The 21,454-nt window shown below is 69.8% G+C and carries 12 protein-coding genes; 2 read left to right on the forward strand and 10 right to left on the reverse strand.

Features of this window, described 5'->3' with window-relative positions; all coding sequences use genetic code 11:
- Nucleotides 1-20 precede the first annotated feature (20 nt).
- From lipA to lpdA, 3 genes are all read right to left on the reverse strand, one after another.
- Complete coding sequence (lipA, locus tag SYV04_RS17385; RefSeq protein WP_321546920.1) at nucleotides 21-950, reverse strand: lipoyl synthase; 930 nt, start codon at nucleotides 948-950, stop codon at nucleotides 21-23.
- Nucleotides 951-1,247: 297 nt separating this feature from the next.
- The gene (locus SYV04_RS17390; RefSeq protein WP_321546921.1) at nucleotides 1,248-3,908 is read right to left on the reverse strand and encodes a choice-of-anchor A family protein; all 2,661 of its coding nucleotides are present in this window, start codon (nucleotides 3,906-3,908) and stop codon (nucleotides 1,248-1,250) included.
- A 250-nt stretch (nucleotides 3,909-4,158) separates the two neighbouring features.
- Nucleotides 4,159-5,556: a dihydrolipoyl dehydrogenase gene (gene lpdA / locus SYV04_RS17395; protein ID WP_321546922.1), complete on the reverse strand. Its 1,398-nt coding sequence runs from the start codon at nucleotides 5,554-5,556 to the stop codon at nucleotides 4,159-4,161.
- A gap of 74 nt (nucleotides 5,557-5,630) precedes the next feature.
- Between lpdA and SYV04_RS17400 the strand changes: the two genes are divergently transcribed.
- Both SYV04_RS17400 and SYV04_RS17405 read left to right on the forward strand, forming a co-directional pair.
- Nucleotides 5,631-6,743 carry a hypothetical protein gene (locus SYV04_RS17400; RefSeq protein ID WP_321546923.1) on the forward strand — a complete coding sequence of 371 codons (1,113 nt, stop codon included), beginning with the start codon at nucleotides 5,631-5,633 and terminating at the stop codon, nucleotides 6,741-6,743.
- 24 nt (nucleotides 6,744-6,767) lie between these two features.
- Entirely contained in the window at nucleotides 6,768-8,903 is a 2,136-nt protein-coding gene (locus tag SYV04_RS17405; RefSeq protein ID WP_321546924.1) for a hypothetical protein, read from the forward strand.
- On the opposite strand, the gene SYV04_RS17410 is transcribed toward SYV04_RS17405, so the two are convergent.
- The 7 genes from SYV04_RS17410 to SYV04_RS17440 form a co-directional block, all read right to left on the reverse strand.
- On the reverse strand, nucleotides 8,881-10,425 hold the full coding sequence (locus tag SYV04_RS17410) for a hybrid sensor histidine kinase/response regulator (RefSeq protein ID WP_321546925.1): 1,545 nt from the start codon (nucleotides 10,423-10,425) through the stop codon (nucleotides 8,881-8,883). The two genes, SYV04_RS17405 and SYV04_RS17410, sit on opposite strands and share 23 nt — an antisense overlap.
- The gene (locus SYV04_RS17415; RefSeq protein WP_321546926.1) at nucleotides 10,422-12,038 is read right to left on the reverse strand and encodes a sensor histidine kinase; all 1,617 of its coding nucleotides are present in this window, start codon (nucleotides 12,036-12,038) and stop codon (nucleotides 10,422-10,424) included. The genes SYV04_RS17410 and SYV04_RS17415 overlap by 4 nt, the downstream gene beginning before the upstream one ends.
- An 86-nt stretch (nucleotides 12,039-12,124) precedes the next feature.
- Nucleotides 12,125-13,654, reverse strand: coding sequence for a response regulator (locus SYV04_RS17420; protein ID WP_321546927.1), 1,530 nt, complete (start codon nucleotides 13,652-13,654; stop codon nucleotides 12,125-12,127).
- A gap of 86 nt (nucleotides 13,655-13,740) precedes the next feature.
- On the reverse strand, nucleotides 13,741-15,087 hold the full coding sequence (locus SYV04_RS17425; protein WP_321546928.1) for a sensor histidine kinase: 1,347 nt from the start codon (nucleotides 15,085-15,087) through the stop codon (nucleotides 13,741-13,743).
- Nucleotides 15,084-16,490 carry a sigma-54-dependent transcriptional regulator gene (locus SYV04_RS17430; protein WP_321546929.1) on the reverse strand — a complete coding sequence of 469 codons (1,407 nt, stop codon included), beginning with the start codon at nucleotides 16,488-16,490 and terminating at the stop codon, nucleotides 15,084-15,086. The genes SYV04_RS17425 and SYV04_RS17430 overlap by 4 nt, the downstream gene beginning before the upstream one ends.
- 102 nt (nucleotides 16,491-16,592) lie before the next feature.
- Complete coding sequence (locus SYV04_RS17435; protein WP_321546930.1) at nucleotides 16,593-18,998, reverse strand: ABC transporter permease; 2,406 nt, start codon at nucleotides 18,996-18,998, stop codon at nucleotides 16,593-16,595.
- A gap of 9 nt (nucleotides 18,999-19,007) precedes the next feature.
- On the reverse strand, nucleotides 19,008-21,437 hold the full coding sequence (locus SYV04_RS17440) for an ABC transporter permease (protein ID WP_321546931.1): 2,430 nt from the start codon (nucleotides 21,435-21,437) through the stop codon (nucleotides 19,008-19,010).
- Between the last annotated feature and the right edge of the window lie 17 nt (nucleotides 21,438-21,454).

Below are 21,454 nucleotides of genomic sequence, written 5' to 3' on the forward strand. Positions count from 1 at the left end.
AGACGAGGAACTTGTGGGGGCTAGCCGATGCGCTCCAGGCGCTCGCGCTCCATGAGCCCCTTCATGAAGAACTCGGCGGCGCGATAGCTGGAGCGCACCAGCGGGCCGCTGGCGACGTAAAGGAAGCCGAAGGACTCGGCGAGCTTCTTGTATTCGTCGAACTGCGCCGGAGTGACGAAGCGCTCCACCCGAAGGTGGTACTGCGAGGGCTGGAGGTACTGGCCCAGCGTGAGCACGTCCACGCCCGCGGCGCGCAGATCCTTGAAGGTCTGCTCCAGCTCGGCGTCCGTCTCGCCCAGGCCCACCATCACCGAGCTCTTGGTGTAGAGGCCCTCGGGGCGCTTCTTGAGGTACTCGAGCACCCGCATCGTCTGCCGGTAGCCGGCGCGCCGGTCTCTCACCGTGGGCGTCAGCCGCTCCACCGTCTCCACGTTGTGGGCCACCACGTGCGGCCGGGCCTCGGCCACCGTGTCGAGGTCCTTCTCCACGCCCTTGAAGTCGGGGATGAGCACCTCGACGATCGTCTTGGGCGACTCGCGGCGCAGCTCGCGGATGGCCGAGGCGAAGTGGCTGGCGCCGCCGTCCGGCCGGTCATCCCGGTTCACCGAGGTGACGACGATGTACTCGAGGTCCATCTCCTTGACGGCCTGGGCCAGGTGGATGGGCTCCATCGGGTCCAGCGGCGGAGGCGCGCCCACCTTCACGTGGCAGAAGCGGCAGGCGCGGGTGCAGACCTCGCCCATCAGCATCACCGTCGCGGTGCCCCCGCCCCAGCACTCGGCGATGTTGGGGCAGCGGGCCTCCTCGCACACGGTGGACAGCTTCGTACGCTTCACGATGGCCTTCACCCGCTCGTACCCCTCGCCATGAGGGAGGCGCACCTTCAACCACTCGGGCTTGCGAGTGCTCTCGGAGACCTGGGGGAGCGGGAACCGATCGGGAGTCGCCATGGATCGCGGGCCTTGTAGGTTGGGGTCAAAACCAGGGTCAAGCGAGAAGCCTCTAACGCGGCGCATCAGCCGAGACAAAGGCTTCTGGAACGCGCTGTTTTCCTTAACGCCCGAAGGCCCCCACGGCAGCCCTGCACCCCCTGGCGGCCCTGCACCCCCTGGGCAGCCCTGCCCATGCCAGGCGGCCGTTCAGGCGCTGGCTGCTCCCATCGGCGGGCTCCAAAAAACAACAGGGCCAGCGCGACCCCGAGGGTGGCGCTGGCCCTGAGCTACTTCCCGAGCTGAGAGGCTAGCCGATTAGTTCGGCTCCTCGACGCAGATGTCGCGGGGGTTCAGCGCGTTGATGTGACCCTCGGCGTAGCCCGTGAGCGACTTGGCGTACATGCCACCGTCCCAGCTGCCGTTGCTGAAGTTCACGTCGGCGTAGGGCGCCAGCACCGTGCCCCAGAAGCCGAAGCCGTTGGCGGTGATGCTGGTGGTGTCCACGAAGTTGTACAGCACCCCGTGCTCATCGACGCCGGAGAACGAGTGGCCGAAGGCGCTGAAGTGGGCCGACGCGCCGTAGATGTTCACCACCGCGAGCGAGCTGGCCGGGGCCTCGATGTAGAGCAGCGTGGCGCCCGTGAAGGAGCTGGCGTTCACCGTGAAGACGTTCACGTTGGCGTCCGTGCCGCGCAGCATGATGCCGCCCCAGGTCTCCAGCGTCGTGGTGCCGTTGACGGCCAGGTTGGCCAGCGACGAGGACAGGCTGCGCAGCTCGTTACCGCGAGCCGCGAAGTCGATCGGGGTGCCCTGCGTGGCGGGGCCGCGCGGGAAGAGCACGGTCTGGTCGGCCGTCAGGGTGCCGCCGTACGCCGCCTCGCCCCACACCGCGCCGTTGGAGAGCGTCAGGTTGCCACCCGCCACCAGCACGTTGGCCGTGTCGGTCTCCGGCAGGCGCGAGCCCACCGCGAAGTTGTTCATGGTGATGTTGCCACCCGCGGCCACCTTGCCCTCGACGTCCGTGCCCAGGTTGTAGTCCTCGAGCAGGAACAGGTTGTAGTCGTTCAGGCGCACCTGGATGCACGGATCGGTCGGCTCGGCGCTGCAGGTCAGGTCCAGCGTGGCCGAGGCGACGTTGTTGTCCTCGCGGCACTCCAGCTCGCGGCCGGTGCCCGTGCCGTCGTCATCCGCCACCACGTACACCTGGTGCAGGCCGCCCGGGGCCGGGCTCATCTGGTACGTCACGGTGCGGCTGGTGCCGGGGGCCAGCACGTTCGACAGCGTCACCACATCCAGCAGCGTGCCGCCAGCGGCCGGGTTGCCCATGTAGAAGGCCACCTTCATGCCCGCCGAGGTCGCCGCGTCACCCTGGTTGGTCACCCGCGCCACCAGCGTGAGGATCTCCTCGCTGGTGTTGCACTGGGCCTGCACCTCGGAGGCGATCACATCCGGCGCCGCGAAGGGGCTGGTGGTGCCGGTGCCCTGGCTGTTGGAGCGGAAGGTGTTGAGGCCCGGCACGCGCCAGTTCTCCACCGGGTGGGCGGGGATCGTCCCGTTGTCGTTGACGTTGGTCACCGAGTAGGCGTGCTGGTTCCAGATGCGGCGGGTGTTCACCCAGCCGTCCGTGCGGTCACGGAACACGCGGATGCCCGAGTTCGAGGCAGCGCCGTAGTCGTTGACGGCGATGACGATCTCCGCGCTGTCGTCGGCGTCCACGTCGACGATGACGGGGTTCTCGTACGTGGTGCCCGAGCTGTGCGCCACATCGAAGCGCACCGCGCCGGTGGCGCCGTCATAGATGCGCAGCCGGGTCTCGTCCGCGTAGACGACCTCGGCCTTGCCGTCACCCTCGAAGTCGAAGGTGGAGGAGCCCGTGCGGTTGGAGCTCTGGTCCTGCGTGGCGCGCGACCACTTCACCGTGCCGTTGGTCTCGAACACGGAGTAGTTGGTGGCGCCGGCCACGCCGATCTCCGCCTGCCCGTCATTGTCGAAGTCGGCGATGTTCGGAGCGCCACCCACGCCGCCGCCCGGGAGGAGCCGCGTCCACAGGTGCGCGCAGTTGTCGTCCAGCAGCGACACGTTGCCGTTCCACACCACGACGATCTCGCCGTGCGAGTCGCCATCGAAGTTGCCCACGCCCGCCAGGCCGTGGCCCACCGAGTTGCTCATGCACTTGAGCGTGCCGTTGGCGCGGTACACGGCGCGGTCGTTGACGACCTCCTGGATGCCGTCGCCGTCGATGTCCGCCGCGAACGAGATCGGCCCGGTGCCGCCGTTGACGCCGCCCATGCCGTCGGAGCCCACCCACTTCAGCGCGCCCGTGGCGGAGAAGACGTGGTTGCCGTTGAGGATCTCCACGCTGCCGTCACCTTCCAGATCCGCGAAGGACACGCCGCCCCAGTTGTTGGCGGGGACGCTGGTGCGGAACTTGAGGGAGCCGTCGTGCTCGAAGCAGATGATGCCGTTGCCGCTCTCGGGGATGGTGCAGAGCTCGACGCGGCCATCATTGTCGATGTCGCCGGCCGCGATGCTGGAGGCGCCGCGCACGCGCTGGGCGGTGTTGGTCACCGTCCACAGCTCGCTGCCGTCCGCGCCGCTGATGGCGCGGATGACACCGTCGGTCGTGTAGTTGGTGCTCGCGAAGGAGTTGAACACCACGTCGGGGACACCGTCGCCGTTCACCTCCACCACCACCGGCGTCATCATCACCTGCTTGTACTGCGGCATGACCGCGGCGCCCGCCGAGGTGGCCGGCCACTTCCACTCCAGCTCGGGCTGGAAGTTCGGAGTGAAGGGCGGCTGCACCTCGCACGCATCCGCCGAGGCGACTACGCGCGCGCGCTGATCCGCCGCCTGCGCCTCGCCCTCCACCGTGCTGCCGCACGAGGCCGTTACCAGCAGGGCCATTGCCCCCAAGCCGTGACCGAACTTCCAGTTCCGAACCGCCGCCTTCTTGCCTCGAGTCGTTGCGCTCATGAGCTCCCCTGCCAGGCAGGCACCACTGAATTGCGGGACACCAGCTTGCTACCTTCAAGTTGGATTTTTACCGCAAGACCGGATTCTCTGGCAAGCAGGAAATCGCTCAAGGCAGGATTTTTATGTCCCACCTGGAAAAAGACAGCAAATCTGTCGGGATTTCAATGCCTTGGAGCCCTCGGAGGCATTGCACCTCCGGGCCCCGGGGAGAGGGTCAGCCCCTCTCAACCCGGGGAGAACCGCGCGAAGCCTAGATGTGGATCGGGTGACCCAGCGTGGCCTCAGCGCCTTCCTTCATGATCTCGGAGAGCGTCGGGTGCGCGTGCATCGTGTGCGCGAGCTCCTCGGTGGTGATCTCCAGCCGCAGCGCGACGCAGGCCTCGGCGAGCAGCTCCGTGGCGTGCGGGCCCACGAGGTGAACGCCCAGCACCTCGTCGTACTTCTTGTCGGAGACGACCTTGATCATCCCGTGGCCCTCGTTGGAGATGGAGGCCTTGGTGACGGCGCTGAAGGGGAAGATGGCCGCCTTCACGTCGTAGCCGCGCTCCTTGGCCTTCTTCTCCGTGAGGCCCACCGAGGCCACCTCGGGGTAGCAGTACGTGGCCGAGGGAACCAGGTCGTAGTTGATGGGCTGCGGGTTCTTGCCGGCGATGTGCTCCACCGCGAGCACGCACTCGGCGCTGGCCACGTGCGCCAGCATCGCCGTCGGAATCACGTCGCCGATGGCGTAGACGTTGGGCTCCGAGGTGCGCATCATCGAGTCGACCTTGATGTAGCCACGGTCGGTCTGGATGCTGGTCTGCTTCAGGCCGATGTCCTCGGTGACGGGCGCGCGGCCCACCGCCGACAGCAGCAGCTCGGCCTCGAGCGTCTTGGTCTCGTTGCCCACCGCCATGGTGACCTTCACGCCGGAGGCGGTGTGCTCGACCTTCTCCACCTTCGTGCCGGTGAACACGTCGATCTTCCGCTTCTTGAAGTACCGCTCCAGCTCCTTCGAGGCGTCGATGTCCTCGATGGGCAGCAGGTTGGGCATGTACTCGACGATGGACGTCTGGCTACCCACGTGGTTGAACACGGAGGCGAACTCGCAGCCCACGGCACCAGCACCCAGGACGATGATGCTCTTGGGGATGCGATCGATCATCAGGATGGAGTCGCTGTTGAGCACCCGCTTGTGGTCCACCTGGACGTTGGGCAGCGACTTGGGCACCGAGCCGGTGGCGATGATGATGTTCTTGGTCTCGAGGGTCTGCTTCGAGCCATCCTCGGCGGTCACCTCGACCTTGCCCTTGCCGGAGATGCGGCCATGGCCCTTGACCACCGTGATCTTGTTCTTCTTCATCAAGAAGTCGATGCCATTGGCACCCTTGGTGACCACCTTCTCCTTGTGCTTCTGGGCGTTGGCCCAGTTGATGGTCGGGCTGGCCACGTCGATGCCGAAGTCCGAGGCCTCGCGGATGTGGTGGAACAGCTCCGCGGTCCACAGCAGGGACTTGGTAGGGATGCAGCCGCGATGGAGACAGGTGCCACCCAGGCGCTTGTCCTTCTCGATGATGGCCGTCTTCAGGCCCAGCTGGGCCGCTCGGATGGCTCCCACGTAGCCACCAGGACCGGAACCGATGATCACCACGTCGAACGACTCAGCCACGCTCGCCTCCGTTACAGGTAGAACTCGCGGGGGCTGATAACCCCCGCTCACGGTGGGAATCAAGGAGTTTGCATTTGCGCCGCTTTCCGATCCGAACCCTTCTGCTGATGGCCCTGGCCCTTATCGTCTTCGGACGCCTGTGGTGGACCACCCACAAGGACGAGAAGCCAGAGGCGGGCCAGCCCCCCGCCGCCGCCTCGGGAATGGCCGTGGACGTGGCGCCCTCGCCCGCCTGCAACAGCCTCGAGCGAGCGCTGGAGGCGGTGGTGCGCAAGACGGAGGACCCCACGGTGCTGGCCGAGGCCCGGAAGAAGGTGGAGGCCTGCGCGCGGCCTCCCGCCCGAGCGTGTGAGTTGGGCGGGGCCTTGGATGTCCGCATGCCGCTGACGGAGAAGCCCTCGGCGGGCCGGGAGCTGCTGGGGGCGCTGTGCCAGCGCTGCCCCGCCGAGGCGAACACGTGCGCTGGAGTCGTCACCCGCGCGCTGCACGGCGGCCTCATCGGGCGGCAGGTAAGCCCCGAGGAGCTGCGCTGGAACCTGGAGAACGCCGGGCCCGGGACGGCCTCGGCCTGTGAGGCGCTGGCCAGCACCGCGCTCGCCCCGGCGGCGGTGACGGGTGGGGACTTGAAGCCCACGTATCCTCCCCTGCTCAGCATGCTCGCGCCCGTGTGCGCGAAAGCCGGGCACCTGCCCACCGCCCTGGTGAACGCCGCGGTGATACAGCGTGGCGCCCAGGCCGGTGACTTGTCCGGACTGGTGATCGCGGGCCCCGCCTACATCGCTCCCTCGGAGATAACGGGCGCGGAGAACGCTCGCCAGGCGTTCGATGGGAGCGACCGGAAGGGTGTGGAGCTGAGTCAGGCGAGCACGCCGCGCTGGGAGGCGGATGGAGCGCTGCGCGCGCAGTTCAAGCCGCCGCTCAAGCAGCTCACCGCCCTGCGCATCAGCGCCAAGGGGGCTGGCACGCTGCGCGCCATCGTCCGCGCTCCGGCGGGCATGGGCCTGCGGGACGACGAGCGCGGCACCTCCTTCGTGAACCCCACGGTGTGCCAGTTCCAGGGCACGGGCCAGTGGGAGCTGTGTACGCTGCCGCTGCCGCTGCTGGAGGTGGAGGCGCTCAGCATCTTCCCCTCGGACCCGAAGATCACCGTGCTCGAGGTGGACGTGCAGGGCACGCGCACGCCCTGAGGCTTCGGGGGTAGACTCCTCTCGATGGTATCGAGCGACCAGGTCCGCCCCGCCCCTCCGTCCCTTCCCATGGAGGCGGACCCGAGCGGGTTCACCGAGCGCGCTCCGGACCTCGCCTCGCTGCTGCCGGACACGGCCCTCTCCCTGGCGCTGTCGCGGGGAGACGCGCTCGCCGTACACGCCGCCCTCTCCGCTCGCTTCGAACGTGAGCCGAAGGGCCCCGCGCGGGACACGCTCCAGCGGCTGCTCGCCCGACCCGAGCTCTTCGCCGTGTCCGAGCGCCCTCCCCGACTGGGCGGCGCGCTGGGCACGGGGTTCGCGTTCGTCGGTCTCCCTCCCGTGGAGAAGCAGGAGGCGCCCTTCGTCGCCACCCGCGCCCTGCGCATCCTCGGAGTGCCCATCTGGCCGCTCAGCCAGCACCTCGTCCGCCGGGGACGGGACGGGCAGTTCGAGGTCCTCGGCCGCGTTCCTTCGAGCCTCGGCCTCGCGCGTGGGGTGGCCGTACTGGCCACGGTGGGCCTGGTCACCACGGGGCTCGTCGTCGGGCTGCTTCCGGCCGCCCTCCACGAGGTGAGCCTCGCCAACGGCCTCTCCCGGCCCGTGCAGGTGAGTCTGAACGGCCGGCCCATCACGCTGGAGCCCGGCGTCGTGATGAAGGAGCGGATCTTCAGCCTGGAGGCCACGCACCAGCTCGAAGCCCGGTGGCCGGGTGAGCCCAAGCCCTTCGAGACGCGCTCCATCCAGAGCGGCACGCGCGCCGTCTACAATGTCCTGGGCGCGGCCCCCCTGCAGGTGGATGACGCGAGTGACTCGGCCGCGCCCCGGCGGCTGCCAGGGACCATCGCGAGCCTCGCGCCCCATGAGGAGCTGGTCGCGGATCGCGGCGGCTGGGAGCTTCTGGTGCGCGAGTACGCCGAGGCGGGGAACTGGCAGCAAGCCGCGGAGCTCGCCCAGGACGTGGCCATCGCCGACCCCACCGCGCTTCGCGCCCGGGAGGAGGCGCTGCGCTGGTCCCTTCCGTACGGATGGGATCGCGCGGAGACGTTCACCCAGGAGCTCACCGAGCGCTACCCCGACGACCTCACCGTCCACCACCTCGCCCAGGATGTCGCCTTCGCCCTGGGCCATGAGGAGACTTCGCGCGAGCACTACGCCCAGTGGGCCGCCCAGGCTCCCGACTCCCTGTTCCGCGCCCTCCTCCATGTCCGAAGCCGTCCGCCCAAGGAGCACATGGAGGCCTACTGGGTGCTGCGAAACCGCTTCACCGAGTCCCCCGAGCCTCAGCGCGCGCTGGCCCGCCTCCACCTCGACGACGGCGATGCGGAGCACGCCCTGGAGCTGCTCGACTTCGCGCAGGCCAAGGCGCCCGAGTCCTCCCTGGAGGATCTCGAGTTTCGCGTGCGCACCCTGGTCTCCCTCAATCGCATGCGGGATGCCTCCAACGCCGTGCGCCAGTACGCGAGCGAACCTCGCAACCGCACCTGGGAGCTCGCTGTGCTCGCGGGCCGGCTCGATCGCCTGACGGGGCCGACCCGCTCCCAGTACGTCACGCGCGATCTGATCCCTCCTCAGGTCGCGCGCTCGCACGAGCACATGCTGGTCTTCAGCCTCCTCACCGGCGAGAGCACCGTGAAGGATGAGGAGCTCAAGGCCGTCGCCGATCCCGAGCTCCGCGAGGCCCTGGAGATCACGCGCGCGCTGCTCACCGACCTGGAGAAGGCCACGACGCGGGCCCGAGACACCTCGGATGCTGTGCTTCACCGCCTCCCCTTGGAAGCCGCCACGGTGCTCGCCCTGGAGTTCGCCCATACCGGAGACACCCGGAGCGCCCGGCGCGTCTACAGGTCCCACCTCGCCCTGTGGCTCGCCCGCGATCCGCTGGAGACCTATGTCCTCACCGGGGTGCGCAAGCCTCGCTTCGCGCTGCTGCCCCCGACGCTGGTCGCCGCCGCACACCTCATCCGCGCCCACGAACTCGAGGACGAGAAGAGCCAGGGGGCGGAGCAAGCCCTGGCCGGGAAGAAGGACCTCCTCGGAGGCTTTGCCCGCCGTGCGCTCGACCCGGGCTACAAGGAATACGTCCCCCGCCGGCTTCCCCTGAACTGGAGGCGGTGGCACGAAAGGCAGATCACGATCATCAAGGGCCCCCCACCACCGTAGGCGTGGCGCGCGGGGCCAGCGCCTCCAGCAGGCGCCCCAGGTGGTCCAGGTCGAGCGGCTTCTCGACGTGCGGGTTGGACACCGTGCCCAGGAAGGTCCGCGTCTCCTCCGTGAAGGCGCCCCCGGTCATGAAGATGACGCGCCGGGCCTGCTCCGGGTTGACCCGCTCCAGCGCCACATGGAACTGGGAGCCGCTCATCTCCGGCATCATCAAGTCACAGAGGATCGCATCGAAGGTCCGGCCGGTGGAGATGAGCGCCAGCGCGTCCGGCGCGCGCACGAACACGGTGACATCGTGCTGCCGGCCCAGATAGCGCTGCAGGGCCCGCCCCACGGGCACCTCATCGTCGATGATCAGCACCCGCAGCCCCTGGGCGAGCTGCTCTGGAGACTTCTCGCGAGCCTTGGGCACGGGGGCCGGAGCCGCGTGCAGGCGGACCCAGAACGTGGTGCCCTGCCCCGGCTCGCTCTTCAGGCCCATGCTCCCCCCCACCTCGGAGATCAGCCGCCGGCAGATGAACAGGCCCAGGCCCGTCCCCACGCCGGCGGGCCGGGTGGTGAAGAACGGCTCGAAGATGCGCTCCTGCAGCTCGGGGGGGATCCCCGGCCCCGTGTCCCGGACCTCCACGACGACGGTGTCGCTCCCCTCGGCACGCGTCGACACCCGGATCTCGTGCCCGCGCAGGCCACCATCCTGAAGGGACTGCGCCGCGTTGAGGATGAGGTTGAGGAAGACCTGCCCCAGCCGGGCCTCGCTGCCCTGGACGCGGGGGATCTCCCCGAAGTCCTTGACGACGCGGGCGCGGTGGATGACGTGGTTCCACGCCATGCGCAGCGACGAGTCGAGCACCCGGTGCAGATCCGTCGGGCCGGACTGCTGCACCTCCGGGCGCGAGAAGACCTTGATGTCGCGGATGGTGTCCCGAACGCGCTCGGCGCACTCGATCGCCTCCCGGAGCGGCTGCGTCCCCTCGACGGAGATGTCCTGTCGCTGGAGGGAGCCCAGCGAGACCTCCAGGTTCATGATCAACGAGGCCAGCGGGTTGTTGATCTCGTGAGCCACGCTGGCGGCCAGGATGCCCAGCGAGGAGAGCCGATCCGACAGCAGCAGGTGCTCCTGGAGCCTCCGGCGCTCGGCGCGCTCCTGGGCCTCGCGGATCTCCCGTGCCACCGCGGGCGCCAGCCGCCCCAGTCGATCCTTGAGCACGAAGTCGTGGACCCCCGCCCGCATCGCCGCCACCGCCACGTCCTCGCCGATCTTCCCCGACACGATGATGAAGGGCACATCCAGCCCCCGCTTCTTCACCTGGGCGAAGGCCGCCAGGCCATCGAAGCGCGGCAGCGCGTAGTCGGTGATGATGACGTTCCACCCGCCCTCGTCGAGCGCGGCCTCGAGCCCCTCGGGGGTCTCCACCAGGGTGTGGCTCACCTCATAGCCGCCACGACGCAGCTCGAGCAGCACCAGCTCGGCGTCATTCTCCGAGTCCTCGATGAGCAGCAGTCGCAACGGCAGCAGGGTCATGGGTCGCTCGGGGAGGCGGTGGTCCGCGGCGGCCGCGGGAACTCATTCAGGGTGAAGAAGAAACTGGCGCCCTGCCCCGGCTGACCCTCGCCCCAGATGCGCCCGCCATGGCGGCGGATGATGCGCTGCACGGTGGCCAGCCCTACCCCATTGCCCTCGAACTCCCTCTGGGTGTGCAGCCGCTGGAAGACGCCGAAGAGCTTCTCGCGGTAGGCCATGTTGAAGCCAGCCCCGTTGTCGCGAACCGTGTACGTCCGCGCGCCCCCCGCCTCGCCCGTCGCCCGAAACTCGATCTCGGCCACGTCGCGCTCGCGGGTGAACTTCCACGCGTTGCCCAGCAGGTTCTCCAGCACGGCGCGCAGCAAGTTCGGGTCTCCCTGATCGATCAATCCCTCCTGGATGTTCACCTTCACGATGCGCTCGGGCTGCTCGGACTGGAGCTGCTCGATGACCCCGCGCGCCATGCGAGAGAGGTCACACGCCTGGGCCGACAGCGGGGTGCTGTTGACGCGCGACAACTGGAGGATGCCGTCGATGAGTTCGGCCATGCGCCGGCCGCCATTCACGATGCGCCGCACGTAGTCGCGGCCCACCTCATCGAGCTTGTCCCCACAGTCCTCGACGAGCGCCTGGCTGAAGCTGGAGATGCTGCGCAGCGGGGCCCGCAGATCATGCGCCACGGTGTAGGCGAAGGACTCCAGCTCGCGGTGGGAGAACTCGAGCTGGGAGGTGCGCTGGGCGATACGGCCCTCCAAATCCGCGTTGAGCTGGCGCACCTGCGCCTCGGCTTCCCGGCGCCGGGTGATGTCGGTGAGCATCGCCAGCGAGCCGGCATAGCCCCCCTCGTCGTTGAACAAGGGCGTGGTGGACATGCTGGTCCAGAGGACCGTTCCATCCTTGCGCAGGAAGGCGGTGTCCTGGGCCTTGACCGGGGGGGCCCGGCCTTTGAGCGAGAGCCCTCGTTGGGCCACCTGCCATGCCTTCTCGTCCATGAACGAGGACAGGTGCATGCCCAGCATCTCCTCGACGCGATAGCCGAACATCTCGGCCATGTAGCGGTTGGCGTAGGTGATGCGCCACTCGGGATCGATGGTCCCGATCCCCTCCTGGGCCGTCTCCACCAGCAGCCGGAAATGCTGCTCGGTGCGGCGCTTCTCCTCTTCGATTCGACGCTGCGTGTCGACGTCCCGCACGAGGGCCATGGCGCCCAGCAAGCGACCCTGCTGATCCTGTACGGGGATGCACTTGGCGCTGACGTGGATGCCATCCGGCGAACCCGCGTTGCGGATGAACAGCTCCACCTCGCCCGACTCCTGGCCCTTCAAGGCCTTCCAGATCGGCATCTGTTCAATGGGCAACGGTGTCCGCTCGTCGGGCAGGAAGATGCCGTACCGGGAGCTCCACTCCTCCGAGACGGAGCGCTCACTTTCACCTACCCCGAACACCCTACTGGCGAAGGGGTTGCTGTAGATGAAGTTCCCCGACGCCTCTGAGATGGAGACCCCCTCGGAGATGTTGTCGAGGATGGCCCGGATGAGCGCATGGTGCCGAGCGTGGAAGAGCTCCTCGCCCAGCTTGTCCGAGGGCGACGCGGGAGGCGGTGCGTCATTCATGGGGCCGAGGCTCCAACCCTCGGGGCACTGAGCTATTGGCACTCGCCGCGATCTTTGGATCTGTCCTGTCCTGGAAGGAGCGTCTCCTAGTTCCCAGGGGCCTTGCGAGGTACGGAATCCAACAAATGGGCCAGCCTCTGCATATCGATGGGCTTCTCGATGCACGAGGCTTGGGTCCGGTCCAGGAAGGACCGCGCCTCCTCTGAGAAGGCGCCTCCGCTCATGAAGGTGATGCGCTGGGCCTGCTCCGGGTCCAGCTGTCCCAGGGCCTCGTGGAACTGGGGGCCGCTCATCTCGGGCATCAACATGTCACAGAGGATGGCGTCGAAGCGGCGCCCGGAGGTGATGAGCCGCAGCGCCTCCTGCGCGCGGGCGAGCGCGGTGACCTCGCACTGCTCTCCCAGCAGGCGCTTGATGGCGCGGGCCACGGGCACCTCGTCGTCGATAATGAGGACGTTCAGGCCCCGCGCGAGCTGCTCCACGCTCTCGCCGGGCGCGGCGCTCACCGCCGCCTCGGCCGTGCGCAGGCGGACCCAGAACACGCTGCCCCGCCCCTCGTGGTTCTCCACGCCGACGCTGCCCCCCATCTCCACGATGAGGCGCCGGCAGATGGACAGGCCGAGCCCGGTCCCCACCCCCACCGGCTTGGTGGTGAAGAACGGCTCGAAGATGCGCTCATGCAGCTCGACGGGGACGCCGGGCCCGGTGTCGTGGATCTCCACCCGGACGCTCTCGGCCGACTCACGCCGCGTCACCACGCGGATCTCGTTCTCGTGAACGCGGCCGTCGGGGATGGCCTGGGCCGCGTTGATGATGAGGTTGAGGAAGACCTGCCCCAACCGGGCCTCGCTGCCATGGACGGGAGGAATGTCTCCATAGTCCTTGGAGAGCCGGGCGCGGTGGAAGACGTGGTTCCACGCCATGCGCAGCGACGAGTCGAGCACCCGGTGCAGGTCCGTCGGGCCGAGCCGGTGTTCGTCCGAGCGGGAGAAGAGCTTGATGTCGCGGATGATGTCCCGGATGCGCACGGCGCAGTCGCGCGAGTCGCGCAGGGCCTGCACGCCTTCGTCGGGGATCGTCTCGCCCCGAATCGAGCTCAGGGCGAACTCCAGGTCCATCATCAGCGAGGCGAGCGGGTTGTTGATCTCATGGGCCACGCTGGCCGCCAGCAGGCCCAGGGAGGCGAGCCGGTCCGACAGCAGCAGCTGCTCCTGGATGCCGCGGCGCTCGGCGCGCAGGGCCGCCTCGCGCAGCTCCCGGGCCACGGCGGGGATCAGCCGCCCCAGCCGGTCCTTGAGCAGGAAGTCGTGGACCCCGCTCTTCATCGCGGCGACGGCCACCTCTTCGTCGATCTTCCCCGACACGATGAAGAAGGGCACATCCAGCCCTCGCTGCTGCACCTGGGCAAAGGCCTCCAGACCATTGAAGAGCGGCAGCAGATAGTCGGCGATGACGAGATCCCACGTCGTCCCTCCGCTGAGCGCACTCGCGAGCTCTTCGGGGGTCTCCACGCGCGTAGGGTTCACGCTGAAGCCACGCTGGAGCTCATCCAACAACAGCGCGGCATCCTCCTCGTCGTCCTCGATGAGGAGCAGGCGCAGTGGCGCAACTTTCATGGTGGCTTCCCTCGGCGCGGCCTCCAGACGTACGCTCCCGGCCCTGCGCGTACTACTGGCCCTGCGGACAATAGCGTACCGGGAATTCAACGAGCAGTGACTGCCAGCTGCACTGGCAGGCGGAGTCTGGCCCTGCACCCGGGCCCCTCGGTCCGGTTCTCCAGCCGGAGCGTGCCCCCGTGCGCCTCGGCGATCTGCCGGCTGAGCGCCAGGCCGATCCCGCTGCCCTGAGGCTTGGTGGTGAAGAAGGGCACGAAGAGGTTGCCCGTGTCCGCCAGCCCGGGGCCCTCGTCCTCCACCCACAGCTCCACATCGTCCGGCCCGGGCATCGTCCAGGACACCCAGACGCGGCCCTGCCGCTCCTTCGCCGCGTCCACCGCGTTACGCACCAGGTTGATCAGCAATTGCTCGAGCTGATCCCCATCCCCGCTCAGCGTCAGCGCCGGACCGGGGCGGACCTCCACCGCCTGCCGCGTCTCCAGCGCCACCACGCGCCGCACCCAGGGCTCCACCTCCACCGGCCCTGGCTTCGGCGGCGGCAGGCGCGCCAGCTTCGCGTACGCCGACATGAAGCGCGCCAGCGACTCACTGCGCCGCTCGATGATGCCCAGCCCGCCGCGCGCGTCCTCTTCCCAGTCCGAGGGCCGAGGCGCCTGCGTCAACGCGTCGCGCAGCGCGCCGGCGATGGATTGGATGGGCGTCAGCGAGTTGTTGATCTCGTGGCTCAGCACCCGGACCAGTCGCCGCCACGCCTCGCGCTCCTCCTCGCGCAGCGCCAGCCGCAGGTCCGCCAGCACCACCAGCTGGTGCGGCAGGCCCCCCTGCCGGAACGTGCTCCGCCGCAGCTCGTACGGTCCGCCCTCCACCGCGAACGTGCGAGTGAGCCGCCGAGGCACCGGGCCCTCCAGCAGATCCGCCAGCCCCAACACCCTCGCACCCTTGTTCACCAGGTGCGCACGCGGCAGCCCCAGCAGCCTCTCGCCGGCGTGGTTCACCAGCCTCAGCGCGCCCTCCGCGTCGAAGGCCAACACCGCCACGTCGATCTTCTCCATCACGTGGGTGAGCAGCGCGCCCGCCTCCAGCGCTCCCAGCCGCTGCTCGCGCAGCGTGTCGCCCAGCGCGTTGGCCTCCAGCAGCACCTCACCCAGCGGATCGTCCGCGCGCGCCCCGCGCCCGCGCACCGAGTAGTCCCCTTCTCGCAGCGCGGCGAGCAGGTTGGCCACCGTTTGCAGCGGCCGGGCCACGCGCTCGCGCACCGCCAGCGCCGCGCCCAGGTGTACCGCCACCACCAGCACGGAGAAGGTCCAGCGCACCTTGGCGCTCGTGTCCTGCCCCCACAGCAGCCCCAGCGTGACGACCGAGCCCGGCAACCCCGCCAGCAGCGCCAGCAGGAAGATCTTCAGGTCATGCGCGAGGGGCTGGCGGCGGCTCACCGCGCGCCCTTGATGCCGTAGTGCTGCATGCGGCGGTACAGCGCGCTGCGCGACAGGCCCAGCGCCTTCGCCGCGTCGCTCACGTTGCCCTCGTGCCGGGTGAGGGCGCGCTCGATGAGGTAGCGCTCCACCTCCTCCAGCGTCATCTCCTCCAGCCGCGAGGCGCCCTCCCGGCTCGCGCGCCGCAAGAGCAGGTCCTCCGCCGTCACCTCGTCCCCGCTGGCCATGAGCAGGGCGCGCTCCACGCTGTGCTCCAGCTCGCGCACGTTGCCCGGCCAGGGGTAGGCCATCAGCGCCTCCAGGGCTCCCGGCGACAGGCGCATGTTCGGACGCCCGTAGCGTCGACCCTGCTCGCCCAGGAAGTGCGCGGCCAGCAGCGGGATGTCCTCGCGCCGGTCCCTCAGCGGCGGCAGTTGCACCTCCACCGTGTTGAGGCGGTAGAGCAGATCCTCCCGGAAGCGGCCCTCGGCCACGGCCCGGGACAGGTCCGCGTTCGTCGCGGAGATGACGCGCACCGACACCCGGCGCACCTTGGAGGAGCCCACCGGGTGCAGCTCGCCCGTCTGCAGCACGCGCAGCAGCTTGGCCTGCTGGCCGAGCGGCATGTTGCCGATCTCGTCCAGGAAGAGCGTGCCGCCGTCGGCCAGCTCGAAGCAGCCGATGCGGTCCGTCTTCGCGTCCGTGAAGGCGCCCTTCACATGGCCGAACAGCTCGCTCTCGAAGACGCCCTCGGACAGCCCGCCCGAGTTGACGGCGACGAAGGGGCTGTCCGGGCGGCCCGAGGCGGCATGAAGGGCGCGCGCCACCACCTCCTTGCCCGTGCCGTGCTCTCCGGTGATGAGGACGTTGGCCCCCGAGGGCGCCACGCGCTCCACCAGCCGGCGCACCGTCTGCATCGCCCGGGACTCGGAGAGGAACGAGGGCCGCTCCCCGCCCTTGCGCAGGTGGGTGTTCTCCTCCTCCAGCCGCCGGGAGCGCCGCAGCGCCCGCCGCAGCTCGAGCTGGGTGCGCAGCAGGGCCAGCAGCCGCGTGTTGTCCCACGGCTTCTGCACGTAGTCCCGGGCGCCGCCGCGCATGGCCTCCACCGCGCCCTCCACGCTGCCCCACGCCGTCATCACCACCACCGGCAGCGTCGCGTCGAGCTGGCGCACGCGTGCGAGCAGGTCCAGCCCCTCTCGCCCGGAGGTGGTGTCGCGCGCGTAGTTGAGGTCCATCAGCAGCACGTCCACGTCCTCGGCCTCCAGGGTGGCCAGGACCCCCGCCGGGGACTGGGCCGTCACCACCGTGTACCCATCGCGCTTGAGCAGCAGGCGCAACGCCTCCAGCACGTCGGCCTGATCGTCGGCGACGAGGATGCGGGCGCGGGGGGCACTGTCAGCGACTGCGGGGGCGATTTCGGACACGACGACACCCAGGAGAAAGAGACTCTGCCAGAAGAGCCCCGAGGCAGGGAAAGGCGATTGGGGGCGCTGTGTGCCCGGCCCGTCTGGAGGCCAGACGGGGGCTCACCCTCGCCTCAGCACATCGGCGGGATCCGCGCTGGCGGCCCGGTGCGCCGGCAGCCAGCTGGCCGCGAGCGCGACGGCCGTGAGCAGGGCCGGCACCCCCACGAAGACCGAGGCATCCAGCCCTCCCACGCCATGGAGGAAGCCCTCCAGCAGGTGGCGCGCGGCGACCGCCCCCACCAACCCCACCCCGACGCCCAGCCCCACCCGGCGCAGCGACTGGCCCACCACCAGGCGCAGCACGTCCTCGCGCCGGGCGCCCAGCGCCATCCGGATCCCCATCTCGCGCGAGCGCTGCGCCACCGCGTAGGACATCACGCCGTAGATGCCCACCGCGGCCAGCACCAGCGCCAGCAGGCCGAACGTGCCCAGCAGCACGGTGCGGAAGCGGGGCTGCCCCAGGCCCGCTTCCAGCATCGCCTCCAGCGTGTCGGCCTGGGCGAGCGGAACCCCCGCGTCCAGCGCGCGCAGCTCCGAGCGCACCACGGAGGCCAGCTTCGAGGCCTCGAGCCCTCGCGCGGCGCGCACCACCAGGAAGCCCCCGGGATGGGGATCCTGCGCTTGCGGCACGTACACCGTGGGCTCGAGCCCTTGCTCGAAGCCCGAGTACGCCACGTCCCCCACCACACCGACGATGGTACGCCACTCGGGCTGGCCGCCCACCGCGCGGAAGGTCACCCGACGCCCCACCGCCTCCTGCCCGGGTAAGAACTGCCGGACGAAGGCCTCGCTCACCACCAGCACCGGCTCCGTGCTCGCCTTGTCCGCCTCCGCCAGCGTGCGGCCCTCCCGCAGCGGCACGCGCAGCGTCTCCAGGAAGCCGGGAGTGGTAATGACATAGAGGGTCGAAGGCGGCGCGTTGCTCTCCGGGGCACCCTCCCAGGTGAAGCTGGTCCTGCGCTGATCTCCGCCCGGCGGCAGGCTCAAGCTCAACCCCGAGGAGGCCACCTCGGGACGCATGGCGAGCCGCTCCCGCAGCGCGGTGTAGAAGCCCACGATGCGCGCGGGCTCCTGATAGCGATCCGGCGAGAGCACCAGCCTCGCCACGAAGACGCCCTCGGAGTCCACTCCTGGCTCCACCTGGTGCAGGCGCCAGAAGCTCTTGAGCATCAGCCCCGCGCCGATGACCAGCACCAGCGCGAGCGCCACCTCGGCCACCACGAGGCCTCCGTGGGTGCGGCCCCGCGAGACCTCGGTGGCGTTGTGGCCCAGCATCGCCTGGGGCGTGAGCCGGCTGCGCTGGAGCGCCGGAATCAGCCCCACCCCGACTCCAGTCACCAGCGCCACGGCCACGGCGAACAGCAGCACCCGCCCATCCACCGTCACCTCATGTCCCCGAGGGAGCGCGCTGGCCCCCAGGGCGAGCAGCAGATCCGTGCCCCACATGGCCAGCAGCACGCCCCCGCCCGCTCCCAGCAGGCACAGGATGATGCTCTCGGTGAGCAACTGGCGCACGAGCTGCCCCCGGCTGGCCCCCAGCGCCACGCGGATGCCGAACTCGCGCGCCCGTCCCGCGGCGCGCGCCAGCTGCAGGTGCGCCACGTTCACCGCGGCGATCATCAGCACCAGGGCCACGGCCCCCAACAACACCAACAGCAGCAGGCGCACGTTGCCCACCAACTGATCCCGGTAGCCCACCGCGCTCAGCCGAAGCTGGGACTGCGTGTCCGGGAACTCCTGAGCGAGCCGCGCGGCGATGGTCGCCAGCTCGGCACGGGCCGACGCCAGGGTGGCGCCGGGCGCGAGCCGACCGTTCACGATGAAGCCATGAAACGAGCGCAGGGTCCGCGCTGGCGAGCTCGCGGCACCGGGCAGGCTGGCGTGGTTCACCCAGAGCAGCGTCCTCGCGTCAGGGACCTGGAAGGCGGAGGGCATCACCCCCACCACGGTGTAGGGCTGGCCTCCGAGCGTCAGCGTGCGCCCCACCAGCTCCCTCCGTCCTCCGAGCCGCTGCCACAGGGACTGGCTGAGCACCACCTGGGGCGCCTCGCGCTCTTCCGGCGTGAGCGTGCGTCCAAGCAGCGAGGCAATCCCGAACGTCTCGAAGAAGGCCCCCTCCACCACCGCACCCCGTACCTGCTCCGCGTCCCCTTCCCCCGTGAGGTTGAAGAGCTGGTTGCCGTAGGCGGTAAGCGAGGAGAACTGTGTGCTCTGCTCGGCGATCGCATCGAACTGGAAGAAGCTGAAGCGCTGAGCCTGCGGCCGCACCGTGTCCGCGCCCAGCACGAGCAGCCGGTCCGCCTCCGGAAAGGGCAGCGGCCGCAGCAGCACCGCGTACACCACGCTGAAGAGCGCCGTGGTGGCGCCGATGCCCAGCGACAACGCCAGCACCGCCGCCAGCGTGAAGCCCGGCGCCTGGCGCATCAGCCGCAGGGCGTAGCGAATGTCCCGCAGGAGGTTGGACATAAGGCCGCTCTACTCCGCGCGCAGGGTGATGGCCGGGTCCACCCTCGCGGCGCGACGTGCCGGTAGCCAGCTTGCCACCAGCGCCACGCCCGTCAGCAGCGCGGCCACGCCCAGGAAGGTCAGCGGATCATGGGCCTGGATGCCATAGAGCATCGCGCTCAACAGCCGCCCCAGCGCCAGCGCCAGCGCCAGGCCGATGCCCACGCCCAGCAGCGTCAGGCGCAAGCCATGCCCCACCATCAACGAGAGGACCTCCCCCTGCCGCGCGCCCAGGGCCATGCGGATGCCCAGCTCCCGGGTGCGCAGGGTGACGGTGTAGGCGATGACGCCGTAGATGCCGAGCGAGGCGAGCACCACCGCTCCCGCCGCGAACATCATCAAGAGCAGCATGGAGAAGCGGCGCTGGCTCACCGAGTCGTCCACCACCGACTCCAGGGGCGCCACGTCGAACAGCGGCAGGTTCGAGTCCACCGCGCGCAGCTCCGTCTGGAGCGAGGCCAGGAGCGCCTCGGGGCCCTGGCGGGTGCGCACCACGAGGTAGGCGCCCGACATGCCCTGCTGCAGCGCCGCGTGGTAGGCGACGGGGCGCGCGGGCTGATCCAGTCCCCACTCCTTCACGTCCTGCACGACGCCCACCACCGTGGCCCAGGGCCCCTCCCCGTCGTTGCGGTGGAGCCGGATGCGCCGGCCGATCGGGTCCTCCCCCGACCAGAGGGCCTTGGCGGTGCTCTCGTTGATGACGACCGAGTGAGGCGCCTCGAAGCTGTCCGCTTCGGTCAGCAGCCGCCCCTGGAGCAGCGGGATGCGCAGCACCTTATGGTAGTCGGGGCTCACCACCCGGTACTCCACCGCCGGCCAGGGCGTGTCGGTCGGCCCCTTGGGCTTGCCCTCCACGTCCAAGCTCCGGTCCGAGTGGCCCGTCAACGGCAACAGGTTGACCACGCCCGCGCTCTCCACGCCGGGCAGCGCCTGCACCCGTGCCACGAAGTCACGCATGAAGTTGGCGCGCTGAGCGACCTCCGGATACCGCTCGGTGGGCAGCGACAGGCGCGCGGTGAGTACACCCTGGGAGTCGAAGCCCGCGTCCACCGCCTGCAGCGCCAGGAAGCTGCGCATGAAGAGACCCGCGCCCACCAGCAGCACCAACGCCAGCGCTACCTGGGACACCACCAGCACGGCGCGCGTCCGTCCCGATGCCCGGCCCCCCGTTCCCCGCGTCCCCTCGCGCAGCGCGCCATGGAGATCCGCGCGGCTGGCCTGCAGCGCCGGCACCAGGCCGAACATCACCCCCGTCAGGACCGAGACGCCCAGGGTGAACAACACCACCCGGCCATCCAGCCGCACCTCGGTGGCCCGCGGCAGCCCGTCGCCAATGAGGGCCAGCAGCGCGTCGAGCCCCCACATCGCCAGCAACAGCCCCAGGGCCCCGCCCGCCAGCGCGAGAATCAGACTCTCGGTGAGGAACTGCGTCACCAGCCGCTGGCGTCCCGCCCCGAGCGCCGCGCGGATGGAGATCTCCCGACCGCGCGCCGCCGCCCGGGCCAGCAGCAGGTTGGCCACGTTCGTACAGGCGATGAGGAGCACGAAGCCCACCGCGCCCAACAGCACCCACAGCGTGCCCCGTACGTTGCCCACCATCTGCTCGCCCATCGGCACCACGGAGATCGCCCACCCGCTGCTCTGGCTGTAGTTGTTGGGGTGGGACTGGACCAGCTCGCCGGAGACACGGTCCATGTCCCGCTGGGCGGCCTCCAGCGTCACCCCGGGCTTCAGCCGCGCCACCACGTCCAGGAAGCGCCGCCCTCGGAACCCCGGCGCGAGCGAGCTGGTCGGGGGCGCCAAGGGGATGTAGAGGTCCGTCCCCCGGGGGTACTCGAAGCCCTCGGGCAGCACGCCCACCACCGTGTAGGAGTTTCCGTCCAGGCTCACCGTCGTGCCGAGGATGTTCGGGTTGGCACCGAAACGCCCGCGCCACAGCCGGTGCGTCAGCAGCAGCACCCGATCCTGGCCAGGCGACTCCTCTTCCTCGCGGAAGTTGCGGCCCAGCGTCGGCGCCACGCCCAGCGTGGGCATCAGGGACGCGGAGGCGGTAATGGCGTTCAGCCGCTCGGGCGTGTCCTGGCCCGTGAGCGTCACGTCCACCTGGTCGTAGGCCGCCACCGAGCGCAGCGCCCGGGGCAGATCGCGGTAGTCCCGATACTCATGTATCGAGACGGAGATTCGCTCCAGGCCCGCGGCGCGGAAGTTGCCGAAGATGCGCACCAACTGCTCCGGCTCGGCGAAGGGCAGCGGGCGCAGCAGCACCCCATTCACCACGCTGAAGACGGCGCTGTTGGCGCCAATTCCCAGCGCCAGCGCCAGCACCGCCACCAGCGCGAAGCCAGGGCTCTTGCGGAGAACGCGCAGCGCGTAGCGGGCGTCCTGGAGGAAGCTATCCATATATAGAGGTCGGGAGA

It is taken from the genome of Hyalangium ruber (genome assembly GCF_034259325.1).
GTDB classification, from domain to species: domain Bacteria; phylum Myxococcota; class Myxococcia; order Myxococcales; family Myxococcaceae; genus Hyalangium_A; species Hyalangium_A rubrum.

Excerpts from the sequence above, each read along its gene's own strand:
- SYV04_RS17410 (WP_321546925.1), bottom strand. The coding sequence starts at position 10,425 with ATGACCCTGCTGCCGTTGCGACTGCTGCTCATCGAGGACTCGGAGAAT.
- SYV04_RS17390 (WP_321546921.1), bottom strand. The coding sequence starts at position 3,908 with ATGAGCGCAACGACTCGAGGCAAGAAGGCGGCGGTTCGGAACTGGAAG.
- SYV04_RS17415 (WP_321546926.1), bottom strand. The coding sequence starts at position 12,038 with ATGAATGACGCACCGCCTCCCGCGTCGCCCTCGGACAAGCTGGGCGAG.
- SYV04_RS17435 (WP_321546930.1), bottom strand. The coding sequence starts at position 18,998 with ATGTCCAACCTCCTGCGGGACATTCGCTACGCCCTGCGGCTGATGCGC.
- SYV04_RS17405 (WP_321546924.1), top strand. The coding sequence starts at position 6,768 with ATGGTATCGAGCGACCAGGTCCGCCCCGCCCCTCCGTCCCTTCCCATG.
- SYV04_RS17420 (WP_321546927.1), bottom strand. The coding sequence starts at position 13,654 with ATGAAAGTTGCGCCACTGCGCCTGCTCCTCATCGAGGACGACGAGGAG.
- SYV04_RS17440 (WP_321546931.1), bottom strand. The coding sequence starts at position 21,437 with ATGGATAGCTTCCTCCAGGACGCCCGCTACGCGCTGCGCGTTCTCCGC.
- lipA (WP_321546920.1), bottom strand. The coding sequence starts at position 950 with ATGGCGACTCCCGATCGGTTCCCGCTCCCCCAGGTCTCCGAGAGCACT.